This window comes from Blastococcus sp. VKM Ac-2987, assembly GCF_026967805.1.
Lineage (GTDB): Bacteria > Actinomycetota > Actinomycetes > Mycobacteriales > Geodermatophilaceae > Blastococcus.
Genome location: NZ_JAPVBG010000001.1, coordinates 1,334,768 through 1,350,837, shown reverse-complemented (window position 1 = coordinate 1,350,837; position 16,070 = coordinate 1,334,768). Strand labels below are relative to the sequence as shown.

The window sequence follows — 16,070 nt, the reverse complement described above, 5'->3', positions numbered from 1 at the left end:
CGGCCTCAGCCGGCGCCCGCGGGCCCGGCGACGGTGAGCTCCACGCGCACGTGGTCGCCGGCCGCGAGCCGCTCAGCAGCCCGCACCGACTTCCTGACCGGCAGCAGGTAGGACCCGCTCCGCGCGTCGGGGAACACCGAGGTCTGCCACGAGGTGCTGCCGACCGTGGCGTGGACGCGCACGGAGCCGAACCCGGCGCGGGCGGCGGCGCCGCGCTCCCGGACCTCGTCGGCGACCTCGGGCGGCAGGGTGAGGAAGTGCCACCCGGCCGGCCCGTCGTGGACCCACAGCGCGGCGGTGAACGAGGCGGTCGGCGGTCCGGGCACGGGGGCACGGTAGGGCCGGGCACCGACGGAGCGGGGCCTCACGACCGCGCGGCCGGTCAGCCCGCGTCGGGCTCCACGAGGGCGATCGAGGTGATCCGGTGCACGGCGAACGTGCGGTTCTCCCCGCGCCGCTCGTCGTAGCCGGACAGGAAGCCGCCGGCCAGCGACACCGGCTGCACCACCCGCTGGCTGCCGCTGCCCTGCGCGTCGACGTAGCCCAGCCACACCGGCACGCCCTCGCGCACCGCGCGGGAGAGCAGCTCCAGCGTCGACGCCGTCGTCACGCCGGGCACCTGGCGCACCGCCTCCCCGCGACGGGCGGCCAGCGCGGCGTCGCCTGCCCGGATCTCCCGGACGGTGGCGTCGAGGTCGTCGGCCGAGAGCGCCCGCGGCGCCGGGTGCGACTCGCTGCCGGGCCGGCGTCCGGCCGCCCGGGGCCGGGCCGGCGGCCGGGTGAGGACGGCGCCGCCCGGGTTCTCGCCGGCCGGCGCGTAGCCCGCCTCCCGGAGCACTGTGAGCACCTCGTCGGCACCGAGCCCGCTGACCAGCACCCCGGGAGCCAGGCGGCGCAGCTCCGCGGCGGCGGTCCGCCGGTCGTTGAGCACCTGGGACAGCAGCCCGTGGTCGTCGGAGCGCACGTAGGACTCGATCGCGCCCACCCGCAGCCGCCCGTGCTGGCGCGCGACGTCGTCGACCAGGTAGTCCAGGGCCTGGGGCACCGGGGTCCGCGACGCCTTGGCGAAGAAGTCGTGCAGGTCCGTCGCCGACCATCCGGCGTCCAGCGCGCGGCGGACCGAGGACTCCGACACCCGGAACACCGTCGCCCCACCGGAGGACTCGACGTCGGCGACGACGGCCAGGGTGTCGGCCAGCTCCGCGACCAGAGGGCCGGGGGCGATCAGCGAGAGGTCGGGCTGGGCGAGCACGTGGTCGACCGGCTCGGGCAGCAGCCCGCGCATGCCGTCGGCGGCGCCGTCCTCACCCGCGGCGAGCAGCCCGCGGCCCGCGGCGGAGAGGACGCCGGACACCAGGACGCCGAGCCGCGCGGCCTCGGCGAGCATGTCGGGCACCGGCGCCAGCCGGTCGGCCCGCCGCGGCGTGCGCCAGCGCAGCAGCGCGGTCAGGTCCTCCGGCGCCAGCCCCGAGCCCGGCGGCCGCTCGGCCAGCACGGCCAGCGCGGAGCGGCGGATCGCCGGCGCGGTGTGCCGCACCAGGTCGGGGGAGAGCGCGTTGGCCGCCTTGCCCGCGAGGTCCCGCACCCCGACCAGCGAGGGCAGCCGCACGCCGTCCAGCCAGCCGGCGGCCAGCACGGCCCACCGGTCCGCGAGGTCCTGCTCCCGCCAGACGTCGTAGCCGCGGGTGGGCAGCCACTCGTCGCGGTGCGGCCCGCCGACGTCGAGCAGCCCGGAGGCGAACGCCAGCTCCAGCAGCCAGGCAGCCTCCGGCTCGGGGACGTGCAGGGCCTTCGCCAGGCGCTTCTGGTCGCGCACGCCCACGCCGCCGCTGCGCAGCAGCCCGGCGGGCTCCTCCTCGAGCAGCGCGAGCAGCTCGCCGATCCGGCCGACGGTCTCCAGCGCGGCCCCGGCGGCCCGGCGGTCGGCCACCTGCGGGTCGCGCGTGACCACCGCGGGTTCGGGACGGCGCCGCGGCGGGCCGTAGGGGGAGCCGCCGCGCAGCAGCACGCCGATCTCCCGGGGCAGCTCGACGTTCAGCGCGTCGATGCGGGCGAGCAGGCCCCGCTGCAGCAGCCGGCGGGCCGGCGTGGCCGCGCCGTTGGCGGGCGCGTCGGGGAGGTGCCCCACCGGGCGGTCCCCGGCGAGCCTCTCCAGCACAGCGCGCTCGTCGGGGGCCAGCTCGGCCAGGGCGGCCGGGAGGTCGGCGGGCAGCTGGACGCGCAGGTCGAGCGCGCGGCGCCCCAGGCCGGCGGGGTGCCGGACGGCGCGGCGCACCGGGTCGGGGGCGTGCAGCACGTCGTCGCCCCACAGCAGCGCCCGGGTGGTGAGCGTCCCGACCGCGCCGGTGAGGACGTCGTCGGGCACCTCGGGCAGCGCGGCGACCAGCGCGTCCGGGGCCATGCCGTCGGTGGGCGCGAGCAGCACCACGTCGAGCACCTGGAGGGTCGCGGCGTCGAGCTCGTCGAGCGCGCGGTCGACGGAGACCGGCACCGCCAGGCGGCTGGCCAGCGCGACGACGTCGGAGGGGGCGGGGCGGGCGACGTCGGGCCGGGCCACCAGCAACGCGCGCAGCTGCTCGTCGCTGCGGGTGCGCAGCCAGGCGGCGAGCGTCGCAGGGGGTTCCGTGGACATCCGGTCCACGCTACGTCGCCGATCGCGCCGGTGCTCCTGCCAGCATGGGCGCATGCACCCGGCGAGTGACGACCCGCAGACCAGGACGGCCCTGGCCGCCCACCAGGTGGGTGCCCTGCGCTGGCTCGGTGGCGGCCTGATCGCCGTCGTCCTCGGGATCCTGCTCGGCGTCGCCGCCGTGGCGGTGGCCGGTTCGGGCGGCGGCCGGCTGCCCGGGGCCGGGCTGGGCGTCGCCCTCCTGGTGGTCGGCGGGCTGGCCGGCGTGGCGGCGGGGGCCGGCGCCCTGCTGCGCACCCGGCGGTGGGAGCGGGCCCTCGCGGGCACCACCTGGCGCACCGGCAGGCTGCGGATCGCCGGCCCGGCGCTGCTGGCCTTCGAGCCCGACGGCTTCGACGAGCTGTCCGACGAACCGGTGCGGCTGCGGCTGCTGAGCACCGCCGTCTGGCGCACCCGGGCCGTGCAGGCCCTCGACGGCGGCGCCGTGCGGGCCGCGCCCGTGGGCGGGGACCGGTGGGTCCTGACCGCGGACGGGGCGGGCACCGTCTACGGCGCCCGCGAGGTGACCCGGGCTCGCTGAGCACGACAGCGGGCCGACCCGCCCGGGGCGGTGGCGTGCGCCCTCCGGGCGGGATCGGCCAAGATGGACCGGAACGGTGCACCGCGCGGTGCACCCGGTACCGCACACGGAGGCGTCATGGCCAAGCGCAACGAGAAGCACGCGCACCTCGTGGAACCCACCTGGGGCGAGTCGGAGGACGGCGGACCGCCGCTCACGGAGCTCTCCGCCTCGGTCGCCGGCGGGCTGTCGCCCTTCGGGCAGGACCACGACTTCCCGCTCCCGGCCGACCGGCTGCGGTACGCGCACCCCACCGACAAGCCGAACCGGGCGGGTGTGCAGACGCCCGAGGGGCGGCGTCGGCGGTGACTGCTGCGCTGCCGTCCTACAGCAGCGGGACCTCGACCACCCCCCTGCTCGGGGACACGATCGGGGCCAACCTCGATCGGACGGCGGCGCGGGTCGGCGACCACGAGGCGCTCGTCGAGTGCGCCACCGGTCGCCGCTGGTCCTACCCGCAGCTGGTCGCCGACGTCGACGCCTGCGCGCTCGGCCTGGACGCCCTCGGCGTGCGGAAGGGCGACCGGGTCGGCATCTGGGCGCCCAACTGCGCCGAGTGGGTCTTCGTGCAGTACGCCACCGCGAAGCTCGGCGCGATCCTGGTCAACATCAACCCGGCCTACCGCACGCACGAGCTCGCCTACGTGCTCAAGCAGGCCGGCATCTCGGTGCTGGTCAGCGCACCGGACTTCAAGACCAGCGACTACCGCGCGATGGTCGGGGAGGTGCGCGGCGACTGCCCCGAGCTGCGCGAGGTCGTGTTCCTCGGCTCCCCCGAGTGGACGCAGCTGATGGACCGCGGCCGCGCCGCCGACGGCGGCCTGCTGGTCGAGCGGGCCGCGGAGCTGTCGGCCGACGACCCGATCAACATCCAGTACACCTCGGGGACGACGGGCTTCCCCAAGGGCGCCACGCTCACCCACCACAACCTGCTCAACAACGGCTTCTTCGTGGGCGAGGGCTGCGGCTACACCGAGGCCGACCGGGTGTGCATCCCGGTGCCCTACTACCACTGCTTCGGCATGGGGATGGGCAACCTCGGCGCCACCTCGCACGGCGCGACGATGGTCATCCCGGCGCCCGGCTTCGACCCGGCGCTCACGCTGCGGGCCGTCCAGGACGAGCGCTGCACCTCGCTCTACGGCGTCCCGACGATGTTCATCGCCGAGCTTGGCCTGCCCGACTTCGCCGACTACGACCTCTCCAGCCTGCGCACCGGCATCATGGCCGGCTCGCCCTGCCCGGTGGAGGTCATGAAGCGCGTCGTCGCCGAGATGGGGATGACCGAGGTGACCATCTGCTACGGCATGACCGAGACCTCACCGGTCTCCACCCAGACCGGCGCCGACGACGACCTCGAGCGCCGCACCGCCACCGTCGGGCAGGTGCACCCGCACCTGGAGGTCAAGGTCGTCGACCCGGTGACCGGGCTGACCGTCCCGCGCGGGACACCGGGGGAGTTCTGCACCCGCGGCTACTCGGTGATGCTCGGCTACTGGGACCAGCCGGAGAAGACCGCGGAGGTCATCGACGCCGCCCGCTGGATGCACACCGGCGACCTCGCCGTCATGGACGACGCCGGCTACCTCAACATCGTCGGCCGGATCAAGGACATGGTGATCCGCGGCGGTGAGAACGTGTACCCGCGGGAGATCGAGGAGTTCCTCTACACCCACCCCGACGTCGTCGACGCGCAGGTGATCGGCGTCCCCGACGAGCGCTACGGCGAGGAGCTGATGGCCTGGGTGCGGCTGCGCGAGGGCGCCGAGCCGCTCACCGCGGAGGCGCTCCGGGAGTTCTGCGCCGGCAAGCTGGCCCACTACAAGGTGCCGCGGTACGTGAAGGTCGTCGACGAGTTCCCGATGACGGTCACCGGCAAGATCCGCAAGGTCGAGATGCGGTCGGTGTCGGTCGAGGAGCTGGGCCTGCAATCCGCCGCTGCCGTGCGCAACGCCTGAGGTCAGGCCGCCTCGACCGGCACGACGAGCGCCCGGTGGTCCGACAGCGGCAGCTGCACGGCCTCGGCCGGCCCGCCCGCGCGGAGGGCGCCGCGCACCAGGACGTGGTCGAGCTGCCGGGTCGGCCGGGGCGCCGGGAACGTGGCCGCCGTGCCGATCGGCGTCAGGCCGCTGTGCCGCGCGGCCGCGCGCTGCTGCATGTTGAGGTCCCCCATGAGCACCAGCGGCTCCCGGGTGCCCGCCAGCGAGCGCACCAGCGTGCGCAGCTGCCGGGTGTTCCAGCGCGGGATGAACGACAGGTGGGTGTTGCAGACGGTGAACTGACCGGAGGGGCCGTCCAGGACGGCGGCCACCGCCACCCGCGGCTCGTCGCGGGCCAGGAACGGGCGCCGTGACTGCGGGGACCACAGCGGCACGCTGACCTGCAGCGGGTCCAGGCGCACGACCCGCCAGGAGACGACGGGGTAGCGCGACAGCAGCGAGATCCCGTAGCCGGCCGACCCCGGCTGCTCGTCGCCGGTGGCCGCCATCCAGGTGCCCCCGGGTGTCCCGGACAGGGCGGCGACGAACTGCGAGTCCACCGCGCCCATCGCCTCGGCCGCGACGGCGGTGAGGTCCGCGCCGAACGACCGCGGCTGGTCGCGGTCGACCTCCTGCAGGCCCAGGACGTCGGCGTCCAGGGTCTTCACCGCCGCGGCGAGCCGGTCGACGTCGACCCGTCCGTCGTCGAGCGAGCGGCCGTGCAGGAGGTTGAAGGTCGCGATGCGCACCCGACCCCTGTGCCCCGCCCGGTGCCGGATCTACCCCCGGCGTGCGTGCTCGCGCACCCAACGGGTAGCGACGCCCCGTGGAGCCCACCCCGCGCGACCAGGTGCGCGACCTGATGAAGCGGACCGCCGTCGCGCTCAAGCAGGCCGAGGTGCCGTTCGCGCTGTGCGGTGGCTACGCCGCGTGGGTCCGGGGTGCTCCCGAGCCCGACCACGACGCCGACTTCGTCGTGCCGGCCGCCGAGTCCGAGCGGGCGGCGAAGGCGCTGGCCGACGCCGGCCTCCAGGTGGTCGAGCCCGCCGAGGACTGGCTGCTCAAGGTGGTGCAGGGCGAGGTGTTCGTCGACGTGGTCTGGCGGACCTGCGGCCGCCCCGCGGGGACCGATCTGCTGGAGCGGGCGGAGACCCTGCCGGTCCTCTCGGTCCAGATGCCGGTGCTCGGGGCCACCGACGTCGTCGCCGCCAAGCTCATGGCCCTGGACGAGCACTACTGCGACTTCGGCCGGCTGCTGCCGGTGGCGCGCGCGATGCGCGAGCAGGTGGACTGGCCGCAGGTGGCCCGCGAGGTGGCCGGCAACGACTTCGCCGTCGTCTTCCTGGTTCTGCTGGACCGGCTGGGCGTCGTACCCGAGGCCGGACCGCGATGAGTTCCGACGCGAGCGACCTGCAGTCGTGGGTGGCGGGGACGTACGACGGCCTCGCCGGCCTGCTGGACACGGGGCCGGCCGAGACCTGGGACGCCCCGTCGCTCTGCGCGGGGTGGCAGGTCCGGCACGTGGTGGCGCACGTGACCATGCCGGTGCGGCTGTCGGCCGAGCAGTTCGGCGCCGGGATGGCGGCGGCGGGCGGCGACTTCACCCGCTTCTCCGACGCCGTGGCCGCCCGCGACGCCGCCCTGCCCACCGCCGAGCTCCTGGCCGGCCTGCGCTCGCCGGTGCTGCACGGGTGGCAACCGCCCGGCGGCGGGGCGCCCGGTGCGCTCAGCCACGCCGTCATCCACTCCCTCGACGTCACCGTCCCGCTGGGTCGGCCGGCGGCGGCACCGGCCGACGCCGTGGTCGCGGTGCTGGACCGGCTCACCGCCGCGGACGGCGCGATCTTCGGGATCGACCTGGCCGGCGTCCGCCTCGAGGCCGAAGACACCGCCTGGAGCCGGGGGGACGGCGACGTCGTCCGCGCGGACAGCGGGCGGCTGGTCGCGCTGCTGAGCGGTCGCACGCTCCCCGACGGCCGGGTCCTGCGCCGCCGGTGACGGGCGCCCTCAGCCCGGGACGAGGACGGCGACGGCGGCGGCGAGCGCGGTGAGCACCACCACGGCGGTCACCGCCCGGGCCGGCGCGGGCGTGGTCACCGCCCGGCCGCCGGCCACCCGGTCCCGCACCTGCCGGTAGCGCGCCGGGGCGAGACCGCCCAGCACGCCCAGCCCGAGCAGGGCGGTGAGCCCGGCCGCCACGAGCAGCGCCGGGCGCCCGGCCCCGAGCGCCCGGTGGCCGAGCAGCGCGGCGACGGCCAGCACGCCCAGCCCGGTGCGCTGCCAGGCCAGCGCGGTGCGCTCGGGCTGGGTCTCCACCGCCGTCACCCGCGCATCACCTCGATCCCCACGAGGACGCCGACGACCACCACGACCGCGGCCACCGCGGCGGCCACCGCGGGGACGACGGGGCTCGACGGCAGCGCCCGCCCCGCGGCGATCGCCGCCTCGTTGCCCCGCCACCGGCGGTAACCGGCCAGCGCGGTGCCCAGCCCGATCAGCACCAGGGCCAGGGAGACGGCGGCGCTGCCCCAGCGCACGCCCAGGTCGGGGGCGTAGGTGGCGACGGCGACCCCACCGGCCACGAGGGCCAGGCCGGTGCGCAGCCAGGCCAGCAGCGTGCGCTCGTTGGCGAGGGTGAACCGGTAGTCGGGATGGTCGGGGCCGTCCGCGGGCTCGGGCACCGGCCCAGGGTAGGGACGACCGGCGCGCCCCGGAATCGCGAGGTCGGGGAAGCGTGGCGGCGGCTAACCTGGTCGACGAGCAGCGCTGTCGTCGTCCGACCGGCCCGCGGGCCGCGCCACACCGAGAACTGAGGGATCCCACCGTGCCCACCGGCAGAGTGAAGTGGTTCAACGCGGAGAAGGGCTTCGGCTTCCTCTCCCGCGAGGACGGGCCCGACGTCTTCGTGCACAAGGACGCCCTCCCGGCCGGCAGCGGCGACCTCAAGCCCGGCCAGCGCGTGGAGTTCGGCATCGTGGCCGGCCGCCGGGGTGACCAGGCGCTGCAGGTGCGCGTCCTGGACCCGCTCCCCTCGGTGGCGGCCACCGTGGCGGCGAAGAGCCGGAAGAAACCCGACGAGCTCGTCCCGATCATCGAGGACCTGATCAAGCTGCTCGACGACGTCGGCGAGGGGCTGCGCCACGGGCGGCACCCCGACCGCGCGGAGTCCCGCAAGGTCGCCTCGGTGCTGCGCGCGGTCGCCGGCGACCTGGAGGGCTGAGCCCGCTCAGCCCGGGAGCTGCCCGCCCGCGCGCAGGAAGCCGATCGGCCAGGCGCCGGTGAACTCGCCGCAGTCGCCGCCCTTGTCCTCGACGACGACGAGGTAGAAGGCGGGCGGGACGACGTCGGAGGAGCTGATCTCCGCGAACGACTCCGTGCCCGCCGGGACGTCGACCTCGCCGATCACCTCCTGCAGCGACTCGTCGAACACCTGCACCTGCCAGCCGCGCTCGGCGATCCGCTCCGGCACGGTCAGCGTGATGGCGGTGTCGGGGGAGACCTCGACCAGCGGGGGCGTGACGTCGTAGCGCTGCCCCTCGCCGTCCAGGCAGTACTGGGTCGGCCGGGCGGTCACGTCCTGGCTCCCGGCCTGCACCCGGACGTCCCCGGGGGTGTCGGGCTCGCCCGCGCAGGCGGCCAGCGAGCCGGCGGCGCAGAGGGCGAGCAGGGATGCGGTCGCGGGCCTTCTCACGTCCACGACGGTCCCATCGGCGTCGTCGGCGCGTCCGGGGACCCCGTCGGGGCGGCCGGGGTGCGGCTGCGGGAGAGGGTCCACAGGAGCAGCCCGACGGCGAGCGCGAGCAGCGCGGCGGCGACCGTGAAGCCGATCCAGCCGGTGGGCGGCAGCGCGATGCCCAGCGCTCCGCCGACCACCCAGGCCAGCTGCAGCATCGTCTCCGACCGGGCGAAGGCCGAGGCGCGCAGGCTCTCGGGCACCTCCCGCTGGATGATCGCGTCCAGCGACACCTTGCCCAGCGCGTTCGCCACGGCGGAGACGGCGGCCACCAGCACCGCCATGCCGAAGCCGTAGAACACCGCGGCCAGGACGGTGACGACCGCCGCGGCCGAGGCGGCCCAGAGCACCAGCCGGTCGGGGGCGGCGGTGTGCAGCCGCGACCCGACCGCCGTCCCGGTGAAGCTGCCGGCGCCGGCCGCCACCGCGAGCGCCCCGAGGGCCAGCGTCGCCTCCCAGCCGTCGGCGAAGGTGGCCTGCACCAGGAACGCCATGAAGATCGTCAGGAACCCGCCCAGCCCGCGCAGGGCCGCGTTGGCCCGCAGCGCGAGCACCACGTGGGGGGTGACCCGGCGCCGCCGGCCGGGCAGCGGGATCTCCGCGGTGGTGAGCACGTCGGCCGGCTCCTCGCCGGCGGGGACGTCCACGTGCGCGGGGAGCCGGACGGCGAGCACCGCGCCGGTGAGGAACACCGCGGCGGTCGCCCACAGCTCCCAGTCGAAGCCGATGTACGCGGCCACCCCGGCGCCGAGCCCGCCGGCGACACCGGCGGTCGCCAGCCCGAACACCGACAGCCGGGCGTTCGCCGAGGTCAGCGACATCGCGCCGGGCAGCACGCGCGGGACCACCGCCGCCCGCAGCACGTTGTGCGCCTTGGAGAGCACCAGCACCCCGAGGGCCGCCGGGTACAGCCAGAGGTCGTCGAAGTGCGCCGCCATGACCAGCGCCAGCACCGCCCGGCCGCCCAGCGAGACGGCCATGGCCCACCGCCGGCCGCGCTGCAGCCGGTCCAGCACCGGCCCGATGACCGGGGCGAGCAGGGCGAACGGCGCCATCGTCACCAGCAGGTAGAGCGCGACGTTGCCGCGCTGGGCGTCGCCGGCGGCCGCGAAGAACAGCGTCCCGGCGAGGGAGACGGCGATCATCGCGTCGCCGGCCATGTGCAGGGCGTTGACCCACAGCAGCTGGGTCAGCCCGCTCTCGCCGGCGCCGTCGGCGCGGCTGGCGGTCCGCACCCGGCGGGCCGCGGCGACGGTGAGCTCGCGGCTGCGCGCGGCGGCGACGCGGGTGACGGTCAGCTTGGCCGGCGCGGCCGCCGGGCCCGGCGGCGGGGTCGCCGACGGCAGTGGCCGGGTCTGCGGCCGCCCGACGTCGAGCGGTGCCGTGTCGACGCGGTCCGGGCCGGTCGGCACCGACCGGCGGGACAGCCGCGCCCGCCGGTGAGCACCGGGCGGACGGCGGGAGGCGGGCACGCCGACCATGGTGCCGCACCGGGCCGGGAGTCCGGTCGGAGCCGGACGCCGGGTCGTCCGCCACAATGGGGGGCGTGTCCGAGTCCTCCGCAGCCGTCCGGCCCGCCTCCGCCGCGGTCGACCCGCTGACCGCCGCGATCGAGCCGGCCCGCGCGGCCGCCGTCGAGACGGCCGGCGACGCCGACGCGGTCGGCGAGCACCTGGGCGCCACGCCCGAGACCGTGTCCGCCGAAGGGGCCGCGGCCCACCTCGGCGAGGTGCTCACCCACACCTTCGCCAGCCGGCTGCCCGGGTACGTCGGCTGGCACTGGGCGGTCACGATCGCGCGGGTCCCCGGCGACGAGCGGATCACCGTCGACGAGGTCGTGCTGCTGCCCGGCGACCAGGCGCTGCTGGCGCCGGCCTGGGTGCCGTGGCACGAGCGGCTGCGCCCGGGCGACCTCTCGGTCGGCGACGTGCTGCCGGCGACCGAGGACGACCCGCGGCTGGCGCCGGCCTACACGGTCGACGACGACTCCGCCGACGACCCCGAGGGCCGGATCGTCGCCGGCGAGATCGGTCTGGGCCGGGAGCGGGTTCTGTCCCGGGAGGGGCGGTCCGAGGCGGTGGCCCGCTGGACGGCGGGGGAGTTCGGCCCCACGGCACCCATGGCCCGGCAGGCCCCCGGGCCGTGCGCCTCGTGCGGCTTCTACCTCCCGCTCGCCGGCTCGCTGCGGCAGGTGCTCGGCGCCTGCGGCAACGCCTACGCGCCCGCCGAGGGCCGGGTGGTCACCGCCGACTACGGCTGCGGAGCGCACAGCCAGGCCACGCTCGTCGTCGTCCAGGACACCGAGGTGGTCACCTCGGCCCGCTACGACACCTCGGAGTACGACGTCCTGAGCGACTGACCGCGGCTCAGCCGCGGTCTCGCGGGCCCAGCTGGCCCTGCAGCTTCATCACGCCCAGCCCGAGCAGCGCCAGGCCGATCGCGGCGACGCAGGTCCAGGTCCACATCCGGTCCACCCGGTCGCCGAGGACCAGCAGCACGACGAGGGCCACCGCCCACACCGCGATCCCGGCCAGCACCACGCGGGCGGTGTCGACCTGCAGCGGCGGCGGGGCCTGCTTGGGTGGACCGGGCACGAGGGCACCCTAGAGCGCGGCCCGGTCACGGGTCGAGGGGCCCGATCGGGGCGTGTGGCACGCTGTCGCCGCTCGTTGGTCACCCGCACCGCCCGGAGAGTCCGCATGCCGCAGCAGTCCCGTCCCTCCGGGGGCGCCAGCGCCTCAGGTGGTCCGGTCTCCACCGGAGACACCCCCGCCGACGTCTCGGCGGGCACGCCGCCCACCATCCCCCGCCGGAGCGAGGGCCCGCGGCCGCGCCCGAAGAACGGGATGGACCGCTACTTCGGGATCAGCGCCCGCCGGTCGACCGTGGGCCGCGAGGTGCGCGGCGGGTTCACGACCTTCTTCACGATGGCCTACATCGTGGTGCTCAACCCGATCATCCTGACGAGCATCGCGGGGCCCGGCGACGTGCCCGGTGCCGACGTCGAGGGCACGGTGCTCCCGTTCGGCTCGATCGCCGCCGTCACCGCCCTGCTGGCCGGTGCGCTGACCATCCTCATGGGCGTCGTCGGCCGCTACCCGTTCGCGCTGGCCACCGGGCTGGGCATCAACGCGATCGTCGCCGTCTTCGCGGCCACCCAGCTGTCCTGGCCGGAGATCATGGGCCTGGTCGTGCTCGAGGGACTGCTCATCACGGTGCTGGTCCTCACCGGCTTCCGGCGGGCCGTCTTCGAGGCGATCCCGCCCCAGCTGAAGACCGCCATCGCGGTGGGCATCGGGTTCTTCCTCACGATCATCGGCCTGGCCGACGCGGGGATCATCCGGCCGGGGAACCCGCTGATCAGCTTCGGCGTCGGCGGGCAGCTGGCGGGCTGGCCGACGCTCGTGTTCGTCGTCGGCCTGCTGCTCATGGCCGTGCTCGTGGTCCGCAAGGTCAAGGGTGCCCTGCTGATCGGCATCGTCATCACCACGGTCCTGGCGATCGTCGTGGAGGCGATCGCCGGCATCGGCCCGCGGTTCGGGGACGACGGCGAGAACCCGCGCGGCTGGTGGCTGCAGGTGCCCGCGCTGCCCGACGACGTCGTGAGCACCCCGGACCTGTCGCTGCTCGGGAACTTCTCGCTCTTCGGCGGCTTCGAGCGCATCGGCATCCTCGCCGCCCTGCTCATCGTCTTCTCGATCATGATCGCCGACTTCTTCGACACCGTCGGCACCGTCACCGCCGTCGGCGCCGAGGGCGACCTGCTGGACGAGAAGCGGAACCTGCCGAAGTCCCAGCCGGTGCTGCTCGTCGACTCCCTCGCCGCCGCCGCCGGCGGCGCGGGCAGCGTCTCGTCGAACACCACCTACATCGAGAGCACCGCCGGTGTGGCCGACGGTGCGCGGACCGGGCTGGCCAGCGTCGTCACCGGCCTGCTCTTCCTGGTGGCGGTGTTCTTCACCCCGCTGGTGGCGGTCGTGCCGGCGGAGGCGGCCGCCCCCGCGCTGGTCATCGTCGGCGCGCTGATGGTCACCCAGATCCGGTACCTGTCGTGGGACGACATGTCCCTGGTCATCCCGGCCTTCCTGACCATCGCGCTGATGCCGTTCACGTACTCGATCACCAACGGCATCGGAGCGGGCGTGATCAGCTTCGTGCTGCTGCGCCTGGTCGTCGGCCGGCGCAGGGACATCCACCCGCTGATGTGGGTCATCGCCGTGATGTTCCTGGTCTACTTCGCCCTCGAGCCGCTGCAGCAGCTCTTCTGACCGACCTCCTGAGTTAGGCTAACGACGGTGAGCCGGACGACGCTCGACACCGCCGCGCTCGCGCACGAGCTGCGGCTGGCGGTCATGCGTTTCTCGCGGCGGCTGCGCAACCAGCGGGTGGACACCTCGGTGACGCTGACGCACCTGGCGGCGCTGTCGACGCTGAAGCGGCACGGCCCGATGAGCCCGGGAGAGCTGGCCAACCACGAGCGGGTGCAGCCGCCGTCGATGACGCGGGTCGTCGTCGCCCTGGAGAGCGCCGGGCTGGTGACCCGCACCCCGCACCCGACCGACGGGCGCCAGGTGATCATCGAGCTCACCCCCGCCGCCGAGGAGATGCTCTCCGCGGAGGCCCAGGCGCGGGAGGCGTGGCTGGCCGGCCGGCTCCAGGAGCTGACCGCCGAGGAGCGGGCGGTGCTGCGCGAGGCGGCCGAGATCATGGACAAGCTCGCCAGTGGGTGACCTGCACGAGCACTGACCAGCGGACGCCGTCCGAGCCGGGCACGGGCATGTTCCGCGCCCTCCGGGTGCGGAACTTCCGCCGCTACGCCTCGGCCAACCTGGCGAGCCTCACCGGCACCTGGATGCAGCGCATCGGCCAGGACTGGCTGGTGCTGCAGCTCTCCGACGGCAGCGGTGTCGCCCTCGGCCTGATCACCGCGCTGCAGTTCGGGCCCGCGCTGCTGCTGAGCATGTACGGCGGCGTCCTCGCCGACCGCTACCCCAAGCGCCGGCTGCTGCTGATCAGCCAGGCGCTCATGGGGCTGCTCTCGCTGGCCCTCGCGCTGCTGGTGGCCACCGGCGCGGTCGAGCTCTGGCACGTCTTCCTGCTCGCCGGGGCGCTGGGGTCGGTGTCGGCGCTGGACGTGCCGGTCCGGCAGGCGTTCGTCCCGGAGATGGTCGGCCCCGAGCTGATCACCAACGCCGTCAGCCTCAACTCGACGATCTTCAACAGCGCCCGGCTGGTCGGGCCGGCGCTGGCCGGGCTGCTGATCGGGGCGGCGTCGGGGAACACGGCGCCGGCCTTCTTCATCAACGCGGCCAGCTTCGCCTTCACCATCGTGGCGCTGGCCGGCATGCGCACCGACGAGCTGCTGCCCAGCCCGCCGGTCGCCCGGGGCCGGGGCCAGCTGCGCGCCGGGCTGGCCTACACCTGGGCCCACCCCGACCTGGTGCTGGCCATGGGCCTGGCGTTCGTGATCGGCACCTTCGGCTTCAACTACCAGGTCACCATCGCGCTGATGGCCCGCGAGACGTTCGGCCTCGGGGCCGAGGCGTTCGGGCTGCTGTCCACCGCCTTCGCCGTCGGCTCGCTCAGCGGGGCCCTGATGTCCACCCGGCGCAGCGTCCGCCCGCGGCAGCGGTTCCTGGTCGGCTCCGCGGTGGTCTTCGGCGCGAGCACCGTCGTCGCCGGCCTGATGCCCGGCTACGTCAGCTTCGCCCTGCTGCTGGTGCCGACCGGCGCGGCGGCGCTGGTCTTCAGCGTGGCCAACAACAGCTTCGTCCAGCTCGGGGTCGAGCCGCAGATGCGCGGGCGGGTCATGGCGCTGTACTTCATGTGCTTCATGGGCGGCACCCCGGTCGGCGCACCGCTGGTCGGCTGGGTGTCGGAGCGCTTCGGCGCCCCCTGGGGCCTGATCCTCGGCGGTGGGGTGTGCGTCGTCGCCGGGCTCGCGGCGGCGGTGCTGCTGGCCCGCCACCGGTCGGTCCGGGTCCGGCTGGACCGGGCGCCGCTGCGCGTGCGCGTCCTGGTCGGCCCGCAGCGGCCCGCCGTCCCGTCCCCGCAGGTCCGGGCCGCGGAGGAGGAGATGGCCGCGAAGGCGCCGGGCCAGCAGCTGCGCTGACGTCGTCCGGCGCGCGTACCGTCGGCGCCACCGGTTCCGCACGTGCGCGGGAGCTCACCATGGCCGCACTGATCCACCTCGTCGCGCTGCTCGCCGCGTTCATCGCGGTGATCGCCCTCTTCGGCCCGCTGACCCGGCGGGTGGAGGAGTGGTCTGCCCGGCGCCGGGCCGCCCGGCACCCCGCGCCCTCCGCCCGGTCGCTGCACCTGGTGGCGGCCGACCTGCGCCGGCTGGGCCGCCAGGTCGCCGTCGTCCCCGCCGGGGTGCCGATGGTCCGCCGCCGCGGGGTGCAGGCGGCCTACGACGACGTGCTGCTCGAGGCCGCCGCGATGCTCGGTGAGCCGTCGGAGCTGGCGGGCCTGCGCGACGACCGGGCCCGCGAGATAGAGCGGCTGCGGCTGATCTGCGCGCTGCGCCGGGCCGGCCTGCAGGTGCCCGTCTGAGCCCGCGCCGGCTGTTCTTCGCCGTCGAGCCACCGGCCGACGCCTGCCGGCACCTCGACCGCGTGCTCGCACCGCTGCGCGCCGCGCCGGGGGGCCCGCGCTGGAGCCGTCCCGAGCGGTGGCACCTGACGCTGCTGTTCCTGGGCGCGGTGCCCCACACCGCGGTGCCCGGGCTGGTGGCCGACGCCGCGCCCGCCGTCGCCGGGACGCCGCCGATGACGCTGCGGCTGGCCGGGGGCGGGCGGTTCGGGCCGCTGCGCCGGCCGCAGGTCGCGTGGGCCGGGCTCGACGGCGACGTCGCCCCGCTGGTCGCGCTCGCCGGGCGGCTGGGCGCGGTGGCCCGCCGCCTGGGGCTGCCGGTGGAGGACCGCCCGTTCCGCCCGCACCTGACCCTTGGTCGCTGGCGGCCGGGCCACCCCGCCGACGGGACGCTGACCGACCGGCTGGCCGGCTACCGGGGGCCGGAGTGGCCGGTGCACGAGGTGCGGCTGGTCGAGAGCCACCTCGGTGCCGACGCCCGCCACGAGACGCTGGCCACCTGGCCGGTCGGCTGAC

Annotated in this window: 20 protein-coding genes; 12 read left to right on the top strand and 8 right to left on the bottom strand. The window is 75.9% G+C overall.

The window, feature by feature from the left end; translation table 11 throughout:
- Positions 1-5 precede the first annotated feature (5 nt).
- Together O2W17_RS06730 and O2W17_RS06725 are read right to left on the bottom strand one after the other, a co-directional pair.
- On the bottom strand, positions 6-326 hold the full coding sequence (locus O2W17_RS06730; RefSeq protein WP_269191628.1) for a DUF1905 domain-containing protein: 321 nt from the start codon (positions 324-326) through the stop codon (positions 6-8).
- Between the two features lie 56 nt (positions 327-382).
- The gene (locus tag O2W17_RS06725; protein ID WP_269191627.1) at positions 383-2,632 is read right to left on the bottom strand and encodes a helicase C-terminal domain-containing protein; all 2,250 of its coding nucleotides are present in this window, start codon (positions 2,630-2,632) and stop codon (positions 383-385) included.
- 52 nt (positions 2,633-2,684) lie between these two features.
- Between O2W17_RS06725 and O2W17_RS06720 the strand changes: the two genes are divergently transcribed.
- The 3 genes from O2W17_RS06720 to O2W17_RS06710 all read left to right on the top strand — a co-directional run bounded on the left by O2W17_RS06720 (position 2,685) and on the right by O2W17_RS06710 (position 5,206).
- Positions 2,685-3,209, top strand: a complete 525-nt coding sequence (locus O2W17_RS06720; RefSeq protein WP_269191626.1) for a hypothetical protein — start codon at positions 2,685-2,687, stop codon at positions 3,207-3,209.
- Positions 3,210-3,326: 117 nt separating this feature from the next.
- Positions 3,327-3,557: a hypothetical protein gene (locus tag O2W17_RS06715; protein WP_269191625.1), complete on the top strand. Its 231-nt coding sequence runs from the start codon at positions 3,327-3,329 to the stop codon at positions 3,555-3,557.
- Positions 3,554-5,206, top strand: a complete 1,653-nt coding sequence (locus tag O2W17_RS06710; protein WP_269191624.1) for an AMP-binding protein — start codon at positions 3,554-3,556, stop codon at positions 5,204-5,206. Before O2W17_RS06715 ends, O2W17_RS06710 begins: the two co-directional genes overlap by 4 nt.
- Positions 5,207-5,208: 2 nt before the next feature.
- Here the strand turns inward: O2W17_RS06710 and O2W17_RS06705 are convergent, their stop codons facing one another.
- A complete protein-coding gene (locus O2W17_RS06705) occupies positions 5,209-5,976 on the bottom strand; it encodes an endonuclease/exonuclease/phosphatase family protein (RefSeq protein ID WP_269191623.1) in 768 nt (255 codons plus the stop codon).
- A 77-nt stretch (positions 5,977-6,053) separates the two neighbouring features.
- Between O2W17_RS06705 and O2W17_RS06700 the strand changes: the two genes are divergently transcribed.
- Together O2W17_RS06700 and O2W17_RS06695 are read left to right on the top strand one after the other, a co-directional pair.
- Positions 6,054-6,620: a hypothetical protein gene (locus O2W17_RS06700; protein WP_269191622.1), complete on the top strand. Its 567-nt coding sequence runs from the start codon at positions 6,054-6,056 to the stop codon at positions 6,618-6,620.
- Complete coding sequence (locus O2W17_RS06695) at positions 6,617-7,225, top strand: maleylpyruvate isomerase family mycothiol-dependent enzyme (protein ID WP_269191621.1); 609 nt, start codon at positions 6,617-6,619, stop codon at positions 7,223-7,225. Before O2W17_RS06700 ends, O2W17_RS06695 begins: the two co-directional genes overlap by 4 nt.
- 9 nt (positions 7,226-7,234) lie before the next feature.
- Here the strand turns inward: O2W17_RS06695 and O2W17_RS06690 are convergent, their stop codons facing one another.
- Together O2W17_RS06690 and O2W17_RS06685 are read right to left on the bottom strand one after the other, a co-directional pair.
- Complete coding sequence (locus O2W17_RS06690; RefSeq protein ID WP_269191620.1) at positions 7,235-7,552, bottom strand: DUF202 domain-containing protein; 318 nt, start codon at positions 7,550-7,552, stop codon at positions 7,235-7,237.
- Entirely contained in the window at positions 7,549-7,908 is a 360-nt protein-coding gene (locus O2W17_RS06685) for a YidH family protein (protein ID WP_269191619.1), read from the bottom strand. Before O2W17_RS06685 ends, O2W17_RS06690 begins: the two co-directional genes overlap by 4 nt.
- 143 nt (positions 7,909-8,051) lie before the next feature.
- Between O2W17_RS06685 and O2W17_RS22290 the strand changes: the two genes are divergently transcribed.
- A complete protein-coding gene (locus O2W17_RS22290; RefSeq protein WP_442864520.1) occupies positions 8,052-8,447 on the top strand; it encodes a cold-shock protein in 396 nt (131 codons plus the stop codon).
- Positions 8,448-8,453: 6 nt separating this feature from the next.
- Here O2W17_RS22290 and O2W17_RS06675 read toward each other — a convergent pair whose 3' ends face one another.
- Both O2W17_RS06675 and O2W17_RS06670 read right to left on the bottom strand, forming a co-directional pair.
- On the bottom strand, positions 8,454-8,918 hold the full coding sequence (locus O2W17_RS06675) for a DUF2771 family protein (protein WP_269191618.1): 465 nt from the start codon (positions 8,916-8,918) through the stop codon (positions 8,454-8,456).
- Positions 8,915-10,441 (bottom strand): MFS transporter, encoded by a 1,527-nt coding sequence (locus O2W17_RS06670; RefSeq protein WP_269191617.1) that lies wholly within the window; start codon positions 10,439-10,441, stop codon positions 8,915-8,917. Before O2W17_RS06670 ends, O2W17_RS06675 begins: the two co-directional genes overlap by 4 nt.
- Before the next feature lie 65 nt (positions 10,442-10,506).
- On the opposite strand from O2W17_RS06670, the gene O2W17_RS06665 reads away from it, so the two are divergent.
- Complete coding sequence (locus O2W17_RS06665) at positions 10,507-11,319, top strand: DUF3027 domain-containing protein (protein ID WP_269191616.1); 813 nt, start codon at positions 10,507-10,509, stop codon at positions 11,317-11,319.
- Positions 11,320-11,326: 7 nt separating this feature from the next.
- On the opposite strand, the gene O2W17_RS06660 is transcribed toward O2W17_RS06665, so the two are convergent.
- Positions 11,327-11,554, bottom strand: coding sequence for a DUF2530 domain-containing protein (locus O2W17_RS06660; protein ID WP_269191615.1), 228 nt, complete (start codon positions 11,552-11,554; stop codon positions 11,327-11,329).
- A gap of 105 nt (positions 11,555-11,659) precedes the next feature.
- Between O2W17_RS06660 and O2W17_RS06655 the strand changes: the two genes are divergently transcribed.
- Genes O2W17_RS06655 through thpR form a run of 5 tightly spaced genes read left to right on the top strand, consistent with a single transcriptional unit; the run spans position 11,660 to position 16,069 of the window.
- On the top strand, positions 11,660-13,228 hold the full coding sequence (locus tag O2W17_RS06655) for an NCS2 family permease (RefSeq protein ID WP_269191614.1): 1,569 nt from the start codon (positions 11,660-11,662) through the stop codon (positions 13,226-13,228).
- A 27-nt stretch (positions 13,229-13,255) separates the two neighbouring features.
- A complete protein-coding gene (locus tag O2W17_RS06650) occupies positions 13,256-13,690 on the top strand; it encodes a MarR family winged helix-turn-helix transcriptional regulator (protein WP_269191613.1) in 435 nt (144 codons plus the stop codon).
- Positions 13,687-15,072 (top strand): MFS transporter, encoded by a 1,386-nt coding sequence (locus O2W17_RS06645; protein WP_269191612.1) that lies wholly within the window; start codon positions 13,687-13,689, stop codon positions 15,070-15,072. The genes O2W17_RS06650 and O2W17_RS06645 overlap by 4 nt, the downstream gene beginning before the upstream one ends.
- Before the next feature lie 59 nt (positions 15,073-15,131).
- On the top strand, positions 15,132-15,515 hold the full coding sequence (locus O2W17_RS06640; RefSeq protein WP_269191611.1) for a hypothetical protein: 384 nt from the start codon (positions 15,132-15,134) through the stop codon (positions 15,513-15,515).
- Positions 15,476-16,069, top strand: coding sequence for an RNA 2',3'-cyclic phosphodiesterase (thpR, locus tag O2W17_RS06635; protein WP_331254278.1), 594 nt, complete (start codon positions 15,476-15,478; stop codon positions 16,067-16,069). The genes O2W17_RS06640 and thpR overlap by 40 nt, the downstream gene beginning before the upstream one ends.
- Position 16,070 lies beyond the last annotated feature (1 nt).

What these genes read in the sequence shown, in the direction of transcription:
- O2W17_RS06725 (WP_269191627.1), bottom strand. Translation starts at nt 2,632, where the DNA reads ATGTCCACGGAACCCCCTGCGACGCTCGCCGCCTGGCTGCGCACCCGC.
- O2W17_RS06720 (WP_269191626.1), top strand. Translation starts at nt 2,685, where the DNA reads ATGCACCCGGCGAGTGACGACCCGCAGACCAGGACGGCCCTGGCCGCC.
- O2W17_RS06715 (WP_269191625.1), top strand. Translation starts at nt 3,327, where the DNA reads ATGGCCAAGCGCAACGAGAAGCACGCGCACCTCGTGGAACCCACCTGG.
- O2W17_RS06695 (WP_269191621.1), top strand. Translation starts at nt 6,617, where the DNA reads ATGAGTTCCGACGCGAGCGACCTGCAGTCGTGGGTGGCGGGGACGTAC.
- O2W17_RS06670 (WP_269191617.1), bottom strand. Translation starts at nt 10,441, where the DNA reads ATGGTCGGCGTGCCCGCCTCCCGCCGTCCGCCCGGTGCTCACCGGCGG.
- O2W17_RS06655 (WP_269191614.1), top strand. Translation starts at nt 11,660, where the DNA reads ATGCCGCAGCAGTCCCGTCCCTCCGGGGGCGCCAGCGCCTCAGGTGGT.
- O2W17_RS06640 (WP_269191611.1), top strand. Translation starts at nt 15,132, where the DNA reads ATGGCCGCACTGATCCACCTCGTCGCGCTGCTCGCCGCGTTCATCGCG.